Origin of the sequence: Collinsella sp. AF23-4AC (assembly GCF_003462685.1) — a bacterium.
Lineage (GTDB): Bacteria > Actinomycetota > Coriobacteriia > Coriobacteriales > Coriobacteriaceae > Collinsella.
Genome location: NZ_QRVE01000018.1, coordinates 13,232 through 32,452 on the forward strand (window position 1 = coordinate 13,232; position 19,221 = coordinate 32,452).

At 59.3% G+C, this 19,221-nt stretch carries 14 protein-coding genes; 1 reads left to right on the forward strand and 13 read right to left on the reverse strand.

From position 1 onward, the window contains the following. Positions 1 to 70 precede the first annotated feature (70 nt). The 13 genes from DWY05_RS08485 to DWY05_RS08545 form a co-directional block, all read right to left on the reverse strand. A complete protein-coding gene (locus DWY05_RS08485) occupies positions 71 to 1,630 on the reverse strand; it encodes an MFS transporter (RefSeq protein WP_158558724.1) in 1,560 nt (519 codons plus the stop codon). Between the two features lie 373 nt (positions 1,631 to 2,003). Continuing rightward, positions 2,004 to 3,488 (reverse strand): UxaA family hydrolase, encoded by a 1,485-nt coding sequence (locus DWY05_RS08490; protein ID WP_117821314.1) that lies wholly within the window; start codon positions 3,486 to 3,488, stop codon positions 2,004 to 2,006. A gap of 75 nt (positions 3,489 to 3,563) precedes the next feature. Beyond that, positions 3,564 to 5,078: a tagaturonate reductase gene (locus DWY05_RS08495; RefSeq protein ID WP_117821315.1), complete on the reverse strand. Its 1,515-nt coding sequence runs from the start codon at positions 5,076 to 5,078 to the stop codon at positions 3,564 to 3,566. 96 nt (positions 5,079 to 5,174) lie between these two features. Beyond that, positions 5,175 to 6,602: a glucuronate isomerase gene (uxaC, locus tag DWY05_RS08500; RefSeq protein ID WP_117821316.1), complete on the reverse strand. Its 1,428-nt coding sequence runs from the start codon at positions 6,600 to 6,602 to the stop codon at positions 5,175 to 5,177. A gap of 461 nt (positions 6,603 to 7,063) precedes the next feature. Beyond that, positions 7,064 to 8,143, reverse strand: a complete 1,080-nt coding sequence (locus DWY05_RS08505; RefSeq protein WP_117821317.1) for a substrate-binding domain-containing protein — start codon at positions 8,141 to 8,143, stop codon at positions 7,064 to 7,066. A gap of 125 nt (positions 8,144 to 8,268) precedes the next feature. Further along, complete coding sequence (locus tag DWY05_RS08510; RefSeq protein ID WP_035136858.1) at positions 8,269 to 8,469, reverse strand: hypothetical protein; 201 nt, start codon at positions 8,467 to 8,469, stop codon at positions 8,269 to 8,271. Between the two features lie 174 nt (positions 8,470 to 8,643). Further along, positions 8,644 to 10,974, reverse strand: coding sequence for a ferrous iron transporter B (locus DWY05_RS08515; RefSeq protein WP_117821318.1), 2,331 nt, complete (start codon positions 10,972 to 10,974; stop codon positions 8,644 to 8,646). 123 nt (positions 10,975 to 11,097) lie between these two features. Continuing rightward, positions 11,098 to 11,319, reverse strand: a complete 222-nt coding sequence (locus tag DWY05_RS08520) for a FeoA family protein (protein WP_006234774.1) — start codon at positions 11,317 to 11,319, stop codon at positions 11,098 to 11,100. A 40-nt stretch (positions 11,320 to 11,359) separates the two neighbouring features. Next, positions 11,360 to 11,602: a FeoA family protein gene (locus tag DWY05_RS08525; RefSeq protein ID WP_022094360.1), complete on the reverse strand. Its 243-nt coding sequence runs from the start codon at positions 11,600 to 11,602 to the stop codon at positions 11,360 to 11,362. Between the two features lie 188 nt (positions 11,603 to 11,790). Then, positions 11,791 to 12,039 carry an HPr family phosphocarrier protein gene (locus tag DWY05_RS08530; protein WP_158558725.1) on the reverse strand — a complete coding sequence of 83 codons (249 nt, stop codon included), beginning with the start codon at positions 12,037 to 12,039 and terminating at the stop codon, positions 11,791 to 11,793. A gap of 421 nt (positions 12,040 to 12,460) precedes the next feature. Further along, a complete protein-coding gene (locus DWY05_RS08535) occupies positions 12,461 to 13,924 on the reverse strand; it encodes an amino acid permease (RefSeq protein ID WP_117821320.1) in 1,464 nt (487 codons plus the stop codon). Positions 13,925 to 14,077: 153 nt separating this feature from the next. Then, positions 14,078 to 14,533: a hypothetical protein gene (locus tag DWY05_RS08540; protein ID WP_117821321.1), complete on the reverse strand. Its 456-nt coding sequence runs from the start codon at positions 14,531 to 14,533 to the stop codon at positions 14,078 to 14,080. 3 nt (positions 14,534 to 14,536) lie between these two features. Next, positions 14,537 to 17,545: a glycoside hydrolase family 2 TIM barrel-domain containing protein gene (locus tag DWY05_RS08545; RefSeq protein WP_117821322.1), complete on the reverse strand. Its 3,009-nt coding sequence runs from the start codon at positions 17,543 to 17,545 to the stop codon at positions 14,537 to 14,539. Between the two features lie 376 nt (positions 17,546 to 17,921). On the opposite strand from DWY05_RS08545, the gene DWY05_RS08550 reads away from it, so the two are divergent. After that, positions 17,922 to 18,938, forward strand: coding sequence for a LacI family DNA-binding transcriptional regulator (locus DWY05_RS08550; protein ID WP_117821323.1), 1,017 nt, complete (start codon positions 17,922 to 17,924; stop codon positions 18,936 to 18,938). Positions 18,939 to 19,221: the final 283 nt, after the last annotated feature.

A 19,221-nucleotide genomic window follows, 5' to 3' on the forward strand; every position in this document is an offset into this window, starting at 1 on the left:
TAGAAAAAGGGCCGTGCCTGCCGGCGGAATTCCGGTGGCACGGCCCTGTGGTTTGAACGATGCGTATGTCCTACTCGGCGGGAATTACGCTACCGTCCTGGAAGCCAACGTTGTTGTGGGCAAAGCAGTCCTCGTACTTAAAGCCGGAGAGCTCCTCGCAAAGCGCCTTGACCTCGGGCTTGACGTCGGCCATCTTGCCACCCTCCTTGACACGGTGAATCTCGTCGCAAAGGATGTCGCACTGCTCCTTGTCGATCTTGATGCCGCGGGCAAGGACAGCCGCGAGCAGGAAGAAGCCGGCGCAGCCGATGAGCATGTAGCCGCAGATGTACAGAGGCACGGTGGCGGGCTGGGTCACGGCGTCGCTGTTGCCGGCGGTCTGAATGAAGCCGGAGGCAGCAAGGACGATAGCCCATACGTTGACGGCAACAGCCTGGGCAATCTGCTGGCAGAGCTGCTGAGCGGAGCTGTAGATGCCCTCGCGGCGACGCAGGGTGATGAGCTCATCGACATCGGGGATGTAGTTGAGCAGAACATCGGGCAGATACTGGAAGCCAACGTAGAAGAACTTCCAGATGGCGAAGATGATGGGATAGGCGATCATGGCGATGGCGACCGTGGAGGTGCCGTTGATCTGACCAAAGGCGAAGTAGTTGTAGGCGATGATGCACGCAGCGCAACCGACGTTGGCCAGGTACCAAGACTTGTGGAAGCCCTTCTTGGCCATGAGGGCGACCCAGATGGCAGTGCAGACGATAGCGACGACCTTGCCGGGCATCTCCATCACGGACTCGTAGGACTTAGGAATCTGCAGGCAGTAGACGATGAAGAAGGACAGGCAGGCAGACCAGCAGGCGGCAGCGAGCTTCGTGGAGACCTGTGCATACAGGACCTTGCGGAAGGACTTGTTGCGGAACGTGGAGATAACGTCGATGAAGAACTTCTTGATGCCCTCGCCGACGCTCTCGATCTTCTCCTGAGCGACCTCCTCGGGGGTGTGCTCCCACGTGGACAGGTACACGCAGAGCAGCGAGATTGCCATGACCGAAGCGTTGATCGTAGCGATGATGAAATAGCTGAACGGGTTGGTCTCGCCGAAGGTGCCAAAGCCAAAGCCGACGAGCGCTGCCATCAGGAAGCCGGCGGCGTTACCAAAGAGGTGCTTGTAGCCGGTGAGGTACGTACGCTCCTTGAAGTCGTCGGTCATCTCGATGGTAAGCGGCGACAGGTTGGCGGTGCAGAACGTGTACGCGACGTTGTAGATCAGGTACAGCGCAAAGTAGTACGGGAAGCCAAACGGCGTAGCCACAAAGATGAGCGGCTCAGCGACCATCATCGGGATAGCGAGCAAGATCCAGAAACGGCGACGACCAAAGATGCGGCCGATCTTGGTGGCATAGAAGTTATCGGCCACAAAACCCATCAGCGGGCAAAGAATGGCGTTGAGATAGATGGCGAACGAGCTAATCAGCGCAGCCTCGCCTGCGGACAGGCCGCACTCCGTGGACAGGAACAGCACCATGTAGCTGTGCGTAAAGCTCAGGGCACCGGAGTTGAGCATGCCGCCCATACCAAAGCCCAAGCGCGTCCAGAATGTGATTTTGCGCTTTTTTCCAATCTTATTAGTCATCGAGCTCCCTCTCTTCTCTCGATTGTCTTGTAACAAGACATTGGAATCCATACCGACATCCGTCTGCATGTCGTTCAGGGTGAACGTTTAGCTAGATTATGCGCGATTGCTTATGATAGGTGAACGTTCACTTGAATAATATCCCTGAACGGTCGTTTTTCATCGCTGAACGGACACCTAACTCAAAATATTCTCGATTACAGGGGCATTCGGTGGGTTTTAATTTCAGGGTGACTGGGTGAACGTTTATTGTATTCACCGCCCCCCGCGCTCCCAGGAAGACGCGCTTCTGCAGCCCGGACAAAAATGGCCCCGCCGGGAACACTCCCGACGGGGCCATGGCCAATAGCGCCCTATGCGAACCCGCTTGCCGCTACAGGCAGACGCCGTCCTTCCAGATGCTGATCTCGTGACAACCGCGACGCTCGGCACTCGTAAGCTTGCCGCCCGCCGTCTCCAGCACCAGCTGGTACAGGTCGTGGGCAGCCTCGTCGAGCGTGCACTCGCCTGTGGCGACCACGCCGGCGTTAAAGTCCATCCAGTTGGCCTTGTGGTCGCACAGACGCTGGTTGGTAAACACCTTGAGCGTCGGCGCCGGCGCGCCAAACGGCGTGCCGCGGCCGGTCGAGAACAAAATCACGTGGCAGCCGGCAGCCGTCAGGGCCGTGGTGGATACCATGTCGTTGCCCGGACCGCACAGCATGTTCAGACCATGCTTGGTGGCCTGACCGGCATACGGCAGCACGTCGACGATGGGGGCAGATCCGCCCTTTTGCACGCAGCCGCAGCTCTTGTCCTCGAGCGTGGTAATACCGCCGTCCTTGTTACCGGGACTCGGGTTCTCATAGACGACCTCGCCGTGGCTAATGAAGTAGTCCTTAAAGCCGTTGAGCATGTCGGCCGCCGCGTTAAAGACGTCCTGACTCTCGCAGCGATCGAGCAGAATGCTCTCCGCGCCAAACATCTCGGGCACCTCGGTGAGCACCGACGTGCCGCCGCGGGCGACAACCATATCGCTCACGCGGCCGATCGTGGGGTTGGCGGTAATGCCCGAAAGACCGTCAGAACCACCGCACTTAAGGCCAATGACCAGCTCGGAGGCCGGAATGGGCTCACGCTTGGCCTGCTTGGCCAGGTCAGCCAACTCGGACAGAATCTTGTGGCCCTCGACCTGCTCGTCAGCTACATCCTGGCAGGTAAGGAAGCGAACGCGCTCGTGATCGAAGTCACCGAGCTCATCGAGCACCTGCTGGTGCGTGCAGTTTTCGCAACCGAGGGACAGGAACAGTACACCCGCAGCGTTTGCGTGACGCGAGAGCGCCACCAGCAGACGACGCGTCTGGGCATGGTCGGCGCCGGTCTGCGAGCAGCCAAAGGGATGTGGGAAGTAGTAAACGCCCTCCAGCGAGCCCTCGACCAGATCCTGAGCCTGCTCGCACATGGCACGTGCGACCTCGTTGACGCAGCCGACCGTGGGGATGATCCACAGCTCGTTGCGCGTGGCGGCGCGGCCGTCGGCGCGACGGAAACCCATAAAGGTCTCGGGCTCAACCGGCTCAACAACCGGATGCGTCGGGTTGTAAGCATACTCGACCTCGCCCGAAAGGTTGGTCTTGACGTTATGCGTATGAAGCAACTGACCGGGCTGGATGTCGCCCGTCACGTGGCCGATAGGAAGACCGTACTTGACGACGTCCTCCCCCGCCGCAATGGCACGCACGGCCATCTTGTGGCCCTGCGGAATATCCTCCGCGGCCACGACCTCGCCCACCCCGGGAACCGCGACGGCGGTGCCCTTGGCAAGCGGCGACAGCGCGACGATCACGTTATCGGCCGGATTGATCTGGATAGTGTTCATTACAAATGGTCCTAACCTTACAGGTTGAGCAGAAGTCGAGGCGCGGACAAGCCGTCTGGCGCCCGCACCGGGAATTTACGCCTGAGCGTTGGCGAAGGCCTGCTTGGCGCCCTCGACGCGCACGACAGCGAGCGCGTTGACGACAAACTCCTCGAGACCAGTGATCTGCGTAAGGTCCTCGCCCCACATTTGCTCATTGGTGAGCACGTCGTGCACCAGCTCGGCATCGTCGGTGCCGGCGTGGGCGGCGTAGAAATCGAGCACGAAGGCATCGTCCTGAGCGGTGTACTCGGTGCCGTCGGCGCGACGCAGGTGCAGGCCGTCTCCCTCGCGAGCAACGAGCTCCTGCGTATAGAAAGCGATGAGCGTAGCGAGGCTCGTCGCCAGGCACTTGGGCAAGCTGCCGGTCTTGGCAACGTAGTCCTTGAGCGTGGGCAGGTCGCGGGCACGCCACTTGGCGGTGGAGTTGAGACAAATGGAGAGCAGCGCGTGGTCGATAAACGGGTTGTCGAAGCGGTTCTCGACGGCGGCGGCAAAGGCCTTGCAGTCCTCGACATCCAGGTCGGCGGCAAGCGTCGGGATGACCTCGTCGTAGAGCATGGTGTTCATGAAGCCGCGAACAGTCTCGTCGTGCATGCAATCGCGCACGATATCAAAGCCAGCGACCCAGGAACCCGGCACAAAGGCGGTGTGGGCGCCGTTGAGGATGCGGACTTTGCGTTTCTTGTACGGAGTGACGTCGGGGGTCACAAAGACACCCGGCAGGCCGGCCTTCACAAAGGGAAGCTTCTCGGCAAGCGACTCGTCACCCTGGATGCCCCACATCTGGAAGGGCTCGCGCACAGTCAGGAAGGGATCCTCATAGCCCAAGCGCTCGGCAACCGCCGCAGCCTCGGATGCGTCGCGGATACGACCCGGCACGATAGTGTCGACGAGCGTGGTGCAGACGGTGCAGTCGTTGGACATCCACTGCGAGAACTCGTCTTCCCAGCCCCAGTCGCTCACGTACTGGTTCATGATGCGCAACAGCTCCTCGCCGTTGTGGTCGATGAGCTCGCAGGCGAGCACGATAACGCCCGGCTTGCCGGCAGCCCAGCGGGCATGCAGGACCTGAACAAGTTTGGCGGGGAAGCTCGCAGGCGGCATGTCGTCGGCCTTGCAGGACGGATCGTAGGCAATGCCGGCCTCGGTGGTGTTGGAAACGATGATCTCCAGATCGTTGGAAACAGCGACCTCCATGATGGCGCGGTAGTCCGCCTCGCGATACGGATTGAGGCAGCGGCTGCAGGCGCTGATCACGCGGGACTCGTCAACCGTGTCGCCGTTCTCTTTGCCGCGCATCAGCACGGTATACAGGTCGTCCTGGGCATTGATGCCATCGGCAAAGCCAAAGGCGCCGTTGATGGGCTGGACCATGACGATCTTGCCGTTCCAGCCGGTTGCCTCGTTGCCCATGTCAAAGAAGCGGTCGACGAAGGCGCGCAGGAAATTGCCCTCGCCAAACTGCAGAACCTTCTCGGGCGCGTCCTTGGGCAGCAGGTAGCCCTTGTAGCCGATCTTCTCGAGCGCATCGTAGCTGATGTTCTCCATCTATGTCTCTCCTTAGATAGCTGTTAGCGTGCAGGCAAAACGGGGGCGCCGCGTGTGGCAACGGCACTCCCGATCTCGATGTAATTCGGTGCGGGTCTAGGCCTCGACGGTGTCCAGGTCAAAGCCAAAGTAACGGACCGCATTGTTGTAGCTGATGTCGCGCACGATGGTGCCCAGCAGCTCCATGTCGGCCGGGTACTTGCCCTGCTCGACCCACTCGCCGATCACGCTGCACAGCACGCGACGGAAGTACTCGTGACGCGGATAGGACAAGAAGGAACGGGAGTCGGTAAGCATGCCCACAAAGTTGCCCAGCACGCCCTCGTTGGCAAGGGCCGTGAGCTGCTCGCGCATACCGACCTCGTTGTCGTTGAACCACCAGGCAGAACCGTTCTGGATCTTGCCGGCGGTCGGAGCCTCCTGGAAGCAGCCCATCACGGTATCGATCATGGTGTTATCGATGGGATTCAGGCTGTACAGGATGGTCTTGGGCAGGCCGCAGGTCTCCTGGATGGAGTTGAGGAAATCGGCAAGCTGGTCGGACGGCGTGTAGTTGGAGATGCAATCGTAGCCGGTATCGGGGCCGAGCTTGGCAAACATGGCGCGGTTGTTGTCGCGCTTGCAGCCAAAGTGCAGCTGCATGGCCCAGCCCAGACGGACATACTCGCCGGCAACGAACTGCATAAAGGCAGTCTTGTACTTGAGGACCTCGTCTTCGGTAAGCGGCTCGGCGGCAAGGCCCTTGGCAAAGATGGCCTCGATCTCGTCGGCGGTAGCCGGGGCGTACATAACGTAGTCGAGTGCATGGTCGGATGCGCGACATCCCAGCTCGTGAGCAACGTCGTAGCGCTTGGAGATGGCGGCCTTCATGCCCTCGAAGTCGCTTACCTCAACGCCGGCAACCTCGGAGAGGTGCTTGCAGTAGTCGGCAAACTCCTGGCCGCGCTCGATGCGCAGGGCGGCATCGGGGCGCATGGCAGGAACGACCTGAACGTCAAAGCTGTCGTCGGCGGCAATCTTTTTGTGCCACTCAAAGCTATCGGCGGGATCGTCGGTAGTACAGATCATGCGAACGTTAGACTGCTTGATCAGGTTGCGACAAGTAAAGCTGGACTCGGCGAGCTTGGCGTTGGCAAGGTCCCAGACCTCCTGAGCGGTTTTGCCGTTCAGAACGCCCTCGTAGCCAAAGTAGCGCTTAAGCTCCAGGTGGCTCCACTCAAAGACGGGGTTGCCCACGCAACGGCCCAGGGTCTCGGCCCACTTTTGGAACTTCTCGCGGGCGGGGGCGTCGCCGGTAATGAAGCGCTCGTCAACGCCGTTGGCGCGCATCAGGCGCCACTTGTAGTGGTCGCCGCCCAGCCAAACCTCGGTGATGTTCTCGAAACGCTTGTCATCCCAGATTTCCTTGGGAGAAATGTGGCAGTGATAGTCGACGATGGGCATGCCCTCGGCAAAGTTGTGGAACAGCTCCTCGCCGGTCTTGGTGCTCAGCAGGAAATCCTGATCGTCCATAAAGTTTTTCATCAAACAACCCCTTTGTTGGCAAAACGGGCGCACGGCGCGCTCGTTATCCTTTAGGTGAACGTTCACTATACTAGTTCATTACGGCTGAAAAGGTGAACGTTCACCTAACCCTCACGGGGCGAACGGTCGATTTTGCCCGTTCAACGGTTGTTGGAGCTGTGATCTGTATATGTTGCGGCTCGGCTGGCGTCCCCGAACACCAAACATGAGCGCTTTTGTCCAGGTGGGTCATGTCCCGACGTTCATTTTTAGGAATATTCAGCATCGGAGCGCACCGCGTACCGTCCTTGACGCCCTATTTGATACGCATATTGCGCCCGATCGGCATAAATAAGTGCCGCCGATGGCGAATTACGCCACCGGCGGCACTTAAAACAGTCGTTCTGTCCCTCTATCGGAACATGCGTTTGCTGAATATTCCCAAAAATGTACGTCGCAAGAGGGGGTACCCGCCCAAGCGGCTAAATTCCCGCAAGCTTGCAGTAGCGGTCGACGTTGCTGGCAAACACCATCTCGACGGAACCCTTCTGCACGGGCTCCGCCGGAGTCCTTCCCCACAGCAGATAATCGCCCAGCGTCTTAGCACCGCGGTATGCCAGACTCACCGGGTCCTTATAGACGATATTGGTAAAGATGCCACGGCGCAAAGCCAAAGCGCTTTCGGGAAATAGGTCGTTGCCAATTACCATGACCTGGCCAGCCTTGCCGCTCGAAACGAGCGCGTCGGCGACCACTTCGGAACCAACGGCAAAAACGCTACAGATAAGTTCGGGGGCGTTCGGTGCACTCAAGCGCTTCTCAAGCTCGCACTCGAGCTGTTTGACTTGCGCATGGGCGCCGGCAAGGTCCTCGACCTGCCACGGAATATCATGTTCGCGCAGGTAATTATGGAAGGCGCGGGCGGTTAAATAGTGCGAATCGGTATAAGGGTCGCCTGTCAAGAGGAGCACGCGAGCGTCAGCACCAGAAGCATGGACCAGGTTTGCCGCCTGCTCGGCCATAAGGCTGCCTGCCGTCGAATAGTCGGCCAAGCTCGCACCCAAACGGTTCAAATGCGGGCGGTCGCCGTCGACGAGCTCAATCACCACGCCCGCCTCGGCAATCTGTCCCAAAAGCTCAGTTGCACGATCATCGCCCGGCGCATAGGCAAGCAAGCCATCGATCTTCTCGCCCACCTGCAGACGCTCATCGATTTGCTCAAGGGCATCGGCGTAGCCGCCCACGCCAAATTCAACGCGTTCAACCGTAATGCCCTGGTCGATGACCTCCTGTTCAAAGCGATTGCAACCTTCCCACAGGTAACGGAAAAAGTACGCTCCCTCGCGCGATGCGCGGGGCAGGCAAAATACCAGGTTGATATCCTTGCGGCGCAGGCTCGAGGCGCTCGTATTGCGATGGTAGCCCATGGCCTCGGCCTTGGCATTCACCTTGGCGCGTACGGATTCGCTCACGCCGGCCTTGCCCGTCAGGGCCTTGTGCACGGTATTGATGGAAACGCCAAGCTCGGCGGCTATGTCCTTCATGGTTACGCGAGCGCTCATGGGGTTACTCCGTTATAGATAAGTTGCCAATCAACAGTACAGGTAACGATACCCCAAAATTACTCTTCAACTCGCCGCGCTCGCCCCCAAATGCGCAAAGCGCCCCGCGAACGGATACCTGGGCCCTATTTGATACCGCGGCCCAAGTCTTCGGCAATTTTGTCCACGCCCTTAAGTGCGGCGCAGGTCTTTTTGTTGGAACAATGTCCTGTACAAACGCCACCCTGGGCGCAGTCGGCGCAGGTGCCCTTTCGGTAGATGCGCACACATACCGCGACAAACGCAATACCGATAACAGCCAGTACAACAATATCGATAGGTGCCATAGCAAGCCTCCTCTAGTTAACCATCACTTACTTTACCCCATTCTCCACCTACCAAAAAGGGACAGGTTTGTTTTGGTCGGTTTTATCTGCGGAAACGCCACATCTCCCTACCAAAAAGCCCGAGTGTCGCTGGGACACCCGGGCTTTCGGAAAGGGGTTGATCCTTATTCGGACTTAAGCGGAAACTGCGGCGGAAGCAGTGTTGGTCTCGTCCTCATCGGTCCATGCATGTTTGGGCATGGGACGGAAGATCTGGAAGAGCATCGCAACCAGTAGCACAATGGCCACAACCGTCCAGAAGCCAAACTGACCCAGAACAAGCAGGTTGTAGAACTGGTTGATGAACAGGCCGATCACCCAAGCGAAGGCGCACTCGTAACCGATGGCAATCGCGGTCCACTTGCCGGAGTCCATCTGGTTGCGGATAGTGCCCATGGCGGCAAAGCACGGAGCACACAGCAGGTTGAAAGCGCCAAAGGCAACGCAAGCGCCCATAGTCGGGAACATGCCGGCGAACGCGGTCCACAGGCTCGGGTCGGTCTCGCCGGCGTCGGCGACGGACAGCAGCGAACCGGCGGTGGCGACGACGTTCTCCTTAGCGACAAGGCCCGAGACGGTCAGCGCAGTTGCCTGCCAGGTGCTAAAGCCGAGCGGGGCGAAGATCCAGGCGACCAGGTTGCCCAGCATGGCGAGCACGGAGTAGTCCATGAACTCCTCGGGGATGCCGTCCATCGCAGGCAGGAAGCCAAACGTGCCGTTGTAGCTACCAAAGTTGGACAGGAACCAAACCGCGACAGTGGACGCGAAGATGACCGTGCCGGCCTTCTTGATAAAGGCCCAGCAGCGCTCCCACACGTGCAGCGCCCAAGAGCGGATCGCCGGGAAGTGGTAGGCAGGAAGCTCCATAACGAACGGCGTCGGGCGGCCGGCGAAGAGCTTGGTCTTCTTGAGCATAAGGCCCGAGGCGATGACGGCAAAGACGCCCAGGAAGTAGAAGAGCGGGCTGATCCACGCGGCGGTGGTGGAAGAATCACCGATGATGGAACCCATGAGCAGGGCGATGATCGGCAGCTTGGCGCCGCAGGGGATGAACGTGGTGGTCATGACCGTCATGCGGCGGTCCTTCTCATTCTCGATGGTCTTGGTGGCCATGACGCCGGGGACGCCGCAGCCCGAGGACACGAGCATGGGGATAAAGGACTTACCGGACAGGCCAAAGCGGCGGAACACGCGGTCCATAATGAAGGCGACGCGGGCCATGTAGCCGCAGTCCTCCAGGAAAGACAGCATCACGAACAGCAGGAACATCTGCGGCACAAAGCCAAAGATGGCACCCAAACCGCCGACGATGCCGTCGCAGACCAGCGAATCGACCAGGCCACCGTCCTCGGTGCCGCCCGCCACGAGGGCATCGTGCACCATGGTGGTAATACCCGGAACATATGGGCCGTACTGTGCCGGGTCGATCGAATCGGCAGCGTCCTCGCCCGCAGCCTCGACGGCTGCATCGTAGGCGTCGCGGCCCTGACCAACCACATACCAACCGTCGGTGCCAAAGAGCTGGTCGTTGGTGAAGTCGGTCACCGTGCCGCCCAAGGTAGAGACGGCAATGTAGTACACGCAGAACATGATGACCACAAAGATCGGCAGGCCCAGAATACGGTTGGTAACCACGCGGTCGATCTTCTCGGAAGTGCTCATCTTGGCCGGAGCCTTGGTGAGGCACTCGTCAATGATGTGGGCAATCACGCCGTAACGCTCGCCGGTGATGATGGACTCGGCGTCGTCATCGCAGTCCTGCTCGCACTGGGCAACCAGCTGCTCCACGCGAGTGGCCTTCTCCTTGGTGAGGTTGATGAGCTTGCAGGCGTCCGCATCGCGCTCAAACAGCTTGACAGCGTAGTAGCGACGCTTGTTGGCAGGAACGCTCGCAGGCAGATTGTTCTCGATGTGGTCCAGAACGTCCTCGATGGAGGAATCGAACTTGTGCTCCGGCACCTGGCCCTTGGAAGCAGCGGACTTCTTGACCTGCTCGAACAGCTCCTTGATGCCCTTGTTCTTAAGAGCCGAGATCATCATGACCGGGCAGCCGAGCTTCTTGGAGAGCTTGTCCGTGTCGATCTTGTCACCGTTCTTCTCGACCAAGTCGGCCATGTTGAGGGCGACGACCACGGGCAGGCCGGTCTCGATAACCTGAAGCGCCAGGTACAGGTTACGCTCGAGGTTGGTGGCATCGACCACCTGGACGACAACATCGGGCTCGCCGCTCATGAGGTAATCGCGCGAGCATTGCTCCTCGGGGCTGTAGGGGGAAAGCGAGTAGATGCCAGGGAGGTCCGTAATGGTAACGTTCTTGTCGCTTAGGAGCTTGGCCTCCTTTTTCTCAACCGTGACGCCGGGCCAGTTGCCAACGTAGCCGTTGGCGCCGGTGATCAGGTTGAAAAGCGTGGTCTTGCCGCAGTTGGGGTTACCCGCCAGCGCGACATGGATCTGAGAATCCGCCATTCAATCCTTCTTCCTTGTGTGCCTGTGCTGCTTTCTCCGCGCAGGCTGGATAATGTGCTTCAAAGATGCTGCATTAAGTTAGAAAAACCTAACTTTATCTGCAGAAATACGCGCCGCGAGTCCTTACTGAACCTCGACGACGGCGGCCTCCTCCTTGCGGATGGAAAGCTCGTAGCCGCGCACGTTGATCTCGACCGGATCACCGAGCGGTGCAACCTTCACGACCTTGAACGAAGTGCCCTTGATGAGCCCCAGGTCCATAAGGTGGCGGCGAAGCGCACCCTCACCGTGAAGCTTGACGATGGTGGAGCTCTCGCCCACCTTAACGTCACCCAACGTCTTCATTTACTTGTCCCCCTTTCAGTGCGTACAGAAATACCGTCGACTAACCGACGGTCATGATGTGCATGGCAACCTTGGAATCGATGCCAAAGCGTGCGCCCAGCACCGTGACGATGATATTGGCGCCACTCGAGCTCACCACGTGGATTTCGTTGCCCTCGACAAAGCCGAGGTCCTTGAGGTGGTGCTTCATATCCTCATTGCCCTTTACACGAGACACGCGCACGGTTTCGCCCGCTTTTACCATCGAAAGCGGCATTGCCGGCATCTGCGGTCCGCAAGACATGAGTGGCTCCTAACGTCAGTTCGTCCTCAACATCGACGCGATAAAAGTTAACCACGTCTATGTTCGCTTTAGTAAACTAGCATGTGGTTAACTTTTTGGAAAGGGTCCCCATTCAGATTTCGAAAAAGTTTCCTATACGAAACAAAAAGGCGCGGCAAAGGACCATCCTTTACCGCGCCCTATCATGCTTAGAGCGAGAGATTTCTGATCGATGTGACACAGGAGGCCTCATCCACGCCCGAAACGCGGAACACGATGTCCTCGCCACATTCGCCACAGAGTGCCATGAGCCCTATAACGTCGCGGCCATCGACATGACGATTGCCAATCGAAACCGACACGTCGCTACGATGCTTGGCAATGATGTCATAAAGCAGCGCAACCGGGCGGGCATGCAGTCCCAACGGATCTTTAATCGTCTTTGTAAACTCGACCATGTCCCCTCCCACGACATCGCACATTCGGCCGGCAAACCCAGCCACGTGGTAGCTATTGTAGCGTTAGATGCTTGTCGAGAGCTCCTCTGAACACCTCGTGGGCAAAAAGTGGCAAATATGAGTACTGTCACCAATTTAGTAGCAGCAAAATCGAGAGCAAATTGCCTAATTTGAGCGATCCGAAGAGGTTGAAAGCCGTCAAACGCCCTTTAAAGGGGGTTAGATAAATTGATTATGAGCCCATTTTCGCTCAGAGCAGGCCGAAAAATATGACACCTCTTTTGCAACAGTACTCATATTTGGCATTTTTTGACCACGGGGTCCAAAACCATGCCCCAAAGCACAAAAGGAGGGGCCTCGTAAGGCCCCTCCTTAGGAAAGGGAATCGATTTATTCCACAGCCGTAGATTAATCCTAGCCGCTACTCCATCATGTCGAGGACGGAGGGGCGAAGCTCGTTCTCGGCGGCCTCGGGATCGGTCTCACGCAGGCGGTTGATGTGGCGGTTGTACCACATCACGGCAAGGCCCAGGAAGACAACCACGCCGCCAACGTTGTAGACCAGCGTCAGCCACAGCGGCTGATCGAGCGGAATGGTGCCGCAGATAAGCACGAAGCAGAAGACCACAAGCAGGAATGCGGCAACGACCAGGCCAAAGCTGCGCGAGCCCATGCGGAAGCCACGGGGAGCAGCATCGAAGTTCTTGCGCAGCATAAAGTAGGCAAGCAGGATCAGCAGCGGCGGGAGCAGAGCGGTGGCAGCCGTCATGTTGGTGACGATCATGAGCAGGTCGTCGAGGTTACCAGAGCCCAGGGCCGGGATGATCAGGATGGGGACGACGATGGCGAACTGCAGCCAGGCAGCGCGGGCAGGAATGCCGTGCTCGTTGAGCTCGACGATCTTGCTACCAAAGACGCCCTTGGGGATCTCGGTGAAGAAAACCTTGATGGGAGCGGAGGTCCACATCATGAGGGAGCCCAGCGTAGCGGCGAGAAGGATCAAGCCGATGGCGCGCGTAGACACTTCCATGGGAATGTCAAAGTGGGCAAAGACAGCGCCGAACACGTCGAAGATGCCGGTGGAGATGGCAACGCCGCCCTCGGGGATGAACAGGTTAACCAGCAGCGAAGCGCCTGCATACAGAAGGCCGATGGTCAGGCCGGCGATAACGACGGTGCGCACGAAGGCCTTGACGCCACCCTTAAGGTCGTTAAGGAACACGCCGACAGACTCGGCGCCGCCAACGCCCTGGATGATCCAGGCAAGCGTACCGAAGAAGCCCCACGTAGTTGCGAAGTTGCTCATGTCGGGAGCCATGTTAGCGGGCGTAGGAGCCGTAGCGAACTCGACGCCGCCAAGGGCAGCAGCCAGGGACAGCAAGATGAACACGGCAGTCAGGCCGAGAGCCGCGGTCGAGCCGAAGGAGGAAATGGAGCCGATCCACTTAGCGCCCTTGGTCGAGACCCACGTGGCGATAGCAAAGACGACGATTTCGATAATGGTGATCCACAGCTGCGAGAGCTCGGCGTTGGCGCCAAAGAATACGTAGCTCGCGTAGATGATGACATTGGGCAGTACGGACGCAAAGTAGAACAGGTTGACGAACCAGTAGCTAAACGCCGTCAGGAATGCCCAGCGGCCGCCCATCGAGGTCTTAATCCAGGCGTACACGCCCGACTCGGAGTCTTTGTTAAGGCCGACGAACTCGGCGGTAACCAGGGTATAGGGGACAAAGTACAAAAGCGTGGCGAAGAAGAACGACGGCGCAGCTGCCAAGCCGATGGCCGCGTTGTTGTTGATGATGTTCTTGATACCGAACACGGCGGCGACCGTCATGCCCAGCAGAGCGAACGAACCAATCGTTCCTCGTTTTTCAGAGCTCATAAGCCCTCCCAATCATCTATTAAATGTCATCTAAAACCGTCCGACCTGCAAGTGCAAACACGGACGGCGCACCTGCTAAGGGGAATGGGGAAAAGGGAGTCAACAAAGCCATCCCCCTTAACGGCGCGAAGCAAACGTCCAAACGGACGAATACTACTTGTTGGGGAAGGAATAACCTTCAACCGTCACGTGCAGTACCACGACGCGGGGATCCGCGGCATCGGCCACGACACGGTAGGCCTCGTCAATTTCGACGACGGCAACGCCGCCGGCGGGAATCGTCACGGTCTCCCCCGCCCCCTCAAAGCGCTCGCGATCATCGATATCGCTGTAAGCGCGGGTGCAGGTGAGGCCTGCCTTGGGGGCAACCTCGACGGTCAGGTCGCCGTCGAGCGGAGCGAGCGCGGCATGGTAGCGACGGTGACCGACCAGGTCGGCGGTTGCGGCCTCGCGGGCATAGACCCACCAGTAAACCAACGAGTCGCCGATGGAGTAAGCCACGTCGTGCTGTAGGTCGGCAACACCATCGAGCGCCTGGCCGGTGCGCATCCACTTCTTGACGGACTTCATCTGAGCGTCGAAATCGGCGCGCGAGTTAAAGACATGCATGGCTTATGCCTCCTTAATGGGTGCCAGCGCCTGAGCCAGATCGGCAGACGTCAGCGGTCGCAGGGACACCTCAAAGCTGAAGCTCTCAAAACGGGTGCGATAGGAATCGAGCACCTCGGAACCCCAAGAGTTCGAGCCAAGGCCGAGCAACTGGTCGTTGATGTTGACCGTAACCGTATCGCCCTTGACAAGGTCGTAGACGTGCTTGGCGTTATCGATGGCCTCGCAGCTATAGGGCCATGCCGAGAATGAGAACGGGTTGGAGGCGGCGTCAGCCGGACGGGTCACCAGCACGCCGTCGCCATGGCTAGAGCGCAGAGCAACCCAGCGGGTACCCTCGCGGTTGGCGCAGTCCTGAGGCATGACATACGGCGTGAACATGTCGTCGACCGTAGTGTGGTAATGACCGACCGGGTTGGCGCGCAGCGAGTCCGGATAGTTCTCGCCCGGGCCGTGGCCATACCACTCGACGGCACGATCGCAACCGGGGACTTCGAAGGAGATGCCGATGCGCGGGATAATATCCGAGTAATCGCCGTAGGGCTCGCCGGAAACCTTGAGGTCGACACGACCGCTCGGAAGCACGGTGTAGACGAGCTCGACGCGCATGCCGAACGCGCGGACGGGAGGAGCGATACGCTGGCTCACGGTCACGACGACCGCATTGCCATCCTGCTTCCAAGAAACCTTGCGGGTAGACGTCTGCATCACATCGATGAAGTTGTCCTTCCACAGTGAGTCATACTCCTGCGCATGGTTATCGACGAGCGGATGCCAAAAACCAACCTGGGGACCAGAGGCCATGACGTCGCGGCCGGATGCCTTCCACTCGCTCACGGTACCGTTGACCTTGCTGAAGGTCAGCTCGCCGTTGAGGAAGTGAATGCGAATCTCCTGCTCGGTCTCCTCGACCGTAAGCTCAGGACGAGTGGGAGCCGCAATGGCCGGCGCCGGATGGTTTGCGATGGCAAACTGGCTTGCGCCCAGTTGGAACATCGGCTCGCACCAGACGTGAGCGGCCATGGTGTAAGCGCGCACGGTCAGCAGGGTCTCGCCTACCGCGGCCTCGCGAATCACCAGCGGAAGCTGGACGGACTCGCCGGGGGCAACCGCGCCGGGCATAAGCGTCTTGCGGCAGACCGCGTCGCCGTCCACCAGGGTCTCCGCCGACAGGCAGACATCCTCGAGGGTGGTAAACCAACGTTTGTTGGTGACGGTCAGCTCGCCCGCCTCGGCATCGTAGGCCATGCGAACCGGGCAGATGACCTGGCCATACTCAGTGAGGCCCGGGCTCGGCTGCTGCCAAGGGAACACCATGCCATCGATGCAGAAGTTGCTGTTGTTGGGGTAATCGCCGTTGTCGCCACCGTACATATCGTAGGCAACGCCGTCCTCGGTCACAGCAGCCAAACCGTGGTCGCACCATTCCCAGATAAACTGGCCTTGGATGCAATCCCAGCGATCGAAGACCTCCTGATACTCGGACAGGCCTCCGGGGCCGTTGCCCATGGAGTGACCGTACTCGCAGTTGATGCGCGGCTTGGGGAATGGATGCTCACCAAAGTCGTTCATCTGCGACACACGGGAGTACATCGTGGAAATGACGTCGACGGTATCGGCGTTGCGATCCTCCTCGTAGTGAACCGGACGACCATCGAGCTCGTGAGCCTTGGCGTACATCGCGCGGATGTTACAGCCATAGCCGCTCTCGTTGCCCATCGACCACATAATGATGCAGGCGTGGTTGCGCTCCTGCATCACCAGGCGCTCGATGCGGTCGACGTAGGCCGGCTCCCATGTCGGGTCGTCGGTGACCAGGGCGATATTGCCGATATTCTCGAAGCCGTGGCTCTCCATATCGGTCTCGGCGACCAGCATGATGCCATACTCGTCGCACAGCTCGTAGAAGCGCGGGTCGTTGGCGTAGTGGGACGTGCGCACCGCGTTGATGTTGTGCTGCTTCATGAGCTCCAGGTCGCGGCGCATGCGATCGAGGCCCACGGCGCGGCCCTTGTGATCGTCGTGATCGTGGCGGTTGACGCCATGCATCTTAAAGTAAGTGCCGTTGAGGTAGATATGATTGCCCTCGACCGTCACCTCGGCAAGACCCTGGCGATGCGGAACGTACTCGCTGACCTGGTCACCGTCGTAGACCTCAAACGTAAGGTCATAGAGGAAGGGGTCCTCGGGATTCCAGAAGTGGGCATCGGCAACGTTGCACTCGGCATGGCCGTCGACGCACTCGCCCGTAGCCACCACGTTCTCGCCATCGCTGAGCGTAAACACAACGCGGGAAGCGCCCTCGGCAACCGTATCGAGCGTAATCAAAGCGGTATCGCCCTCGCGGTGCGTGCGGAACCTAAAGTCGACCAGGCGCGCGGCGGGACGCTGCATAAGGTACACATCGCGGAAGATGCCCGAGGCCCACCACATGTCCTGATCCTCGATATAGCTGCCATCGCTGTACTGCAGGACCTTGACCGCAAACAGGTTATCGCCCTCGACGAGCGCGTCGGTCACGTCGAACTCGGCAGACAGGCGCGAGCCCTTGGTCATGCCGATAAACTTGCCGTTGACGTACAGCTCGCCATAGCTCTCGATGCCGTCAAAGCGAATGATCTCGCGAGCGCCGGCAGGCACGGCGGGAAGATTGACGATGCGCTGGTACACGCCCGTGGGATCGTCAGAGGGAACGAACGGCTGATCCACCGGGAACGGGAAACCCTCGTCGGTGTAGGCAAGGTTGCCATAGCCGTCTACCTGCCACAGGTGCGGAACCTCCACGTGATCCCACTCGGGCTCGTACGTGGAGAGCTCCTCGTTGGAGACGGCAGCGGGGCCCTCAAAGAGGCGGAACTGCCACGAGCCGGACAGCTGGACAAACCCGCGCGACAGCTCGCGGCTGTACGTTGCAGCGAGATCGGCAGTCTCGTAGCCCATAAAGTACGCATGAGGTGCCAGGCGGTTCCTGTGGGTGAGCGCTTGGTTTTCCCAATCGTTAATGGCGTCCATGGTGATGCTCCTTCGTCATCGTAGTGATTCTTGTGCAACCGGTTGTCCTTATCTTACGGGCGATGCAAAAAACTGTGCAACCGGTTGTCCGCTGAACGGTCGATTTGGTCGGGTTAACGGTGCAACCGGTTGTACAACCGCGACACTTATGTCACCCTGAGTATCGAAACTCAGCGCAAGACATCGTTCTTAAGCTCGTAGGCAACCGCCACGCCCGCTGATATCTCGCCCATACGAGACGTATTCGATTGCGGCTTGGTTGCAAAACGACACCGGTCACCGGATATCATGAACGCTGTTCAGGCGCACTATAGTAAGCTGTATCCGCACCAGCCCGTATCAGCGACAACATCGACCGCATTCTCCAGGAGACGCCATGACCCAACCAGTTCGCACCGCACCTACGCTTGCCGAGGTTGCCGCAGCTGCCGGCGTGTCGCGCTCCACGGCATCGCGCGCTCTCAACGATTCGCCCCGCATTAGCGAGGAAACCAAAAAGCGCGTCCGCGCGGCGGCCAAGGAAGTCAATTTTGTCCCCAACGCTCGTGGCCGAGCGCTCGCTGTCGGGCGCACGGAAATCATCGCCGTGCTCGTGACCGAGCCCCTGAGTGAACTCTTCAGCGACCCCACTTATAGCGAGTTTTTGAGCGGCATTACCGAGGAACTGTCGGAGTCGTCCTATCTGCCCGTTATCTTGCAGGCGTCTTCTACGCATGAGCGCAACCGCGCGCGCGAGCACTTTGAGCGCCGCTCGTTCGACGCCGTGATCGACGTCTCCCCCTACAAGGGCAGCGAGCTGCTCGAGGTACTGCGCGAGCTGGGCGTACCCACCGTGTTGTGCGGCCAGCTCGAGGGCCACCCCTATCGCGATGTGTTCTCGACAGTCTACTCTGACGACGAAGAGGGCGGACGCTTTGCAGCGCTCGCTATGAAAGAGCGCGGGCGTAAGGATATCGTTGCCGTGCTGGGACCTCAGGACAACCCCGCCGTCATCGACCGCCTTCGCGGCTACCGTGCCGTCTTGGGCGAAGACCTCCTAGACGCAAACGTTATCTATACCGGCTGGAACAGCGGAGACGGCTATCAGGCCATGCACCAGATCCTCGCGCGCGAGATTGCTTTCGATGGCGTGCTTTGCGGATCGGACCGTATCGCGGCTGGCGTCATCACCGCACTCAACGAGGCAGGCCTATCCGTTCCGGCGGACGTTTCCGTCGTCGGCTTCGACGATCACGAGATTGCGGCGCGCTGCGTCCCCGCGCTCACGACCGTCCGCCAGCCCCTGCGCGAAGAAGGCCACATGGCCGCCAACATTGCGCTCGACATGATCAAGGGTGCCGAGCCTACCACCTCCGTAATGCACATGCAGCTGATTCAGAGAGACTCACTATAAGAAACTAGGACAGGCTTTCCGCCAGACAGTTGTTGCGGAAAGCCCGTCCCGTTTTGAGCGCTCATTCTGGGGCACAGTTTCCGTTAGACAGCTCAACCGGAAACTGTGTCCCATTATTTGGCTGAATTCTAGGCCGCGGTTTCCCAAGGGGCCCTGTTTGGGAAACTGCGACCCGTTTTGGACGCAAATTCCGGGTCGCAGTTTCCGCGACGCCCGGTCACTCCATGCCATCACAACGCCCGCGCATAAAAAACGAGGGAAGGCACGCGTCCTTCCCTCGTTA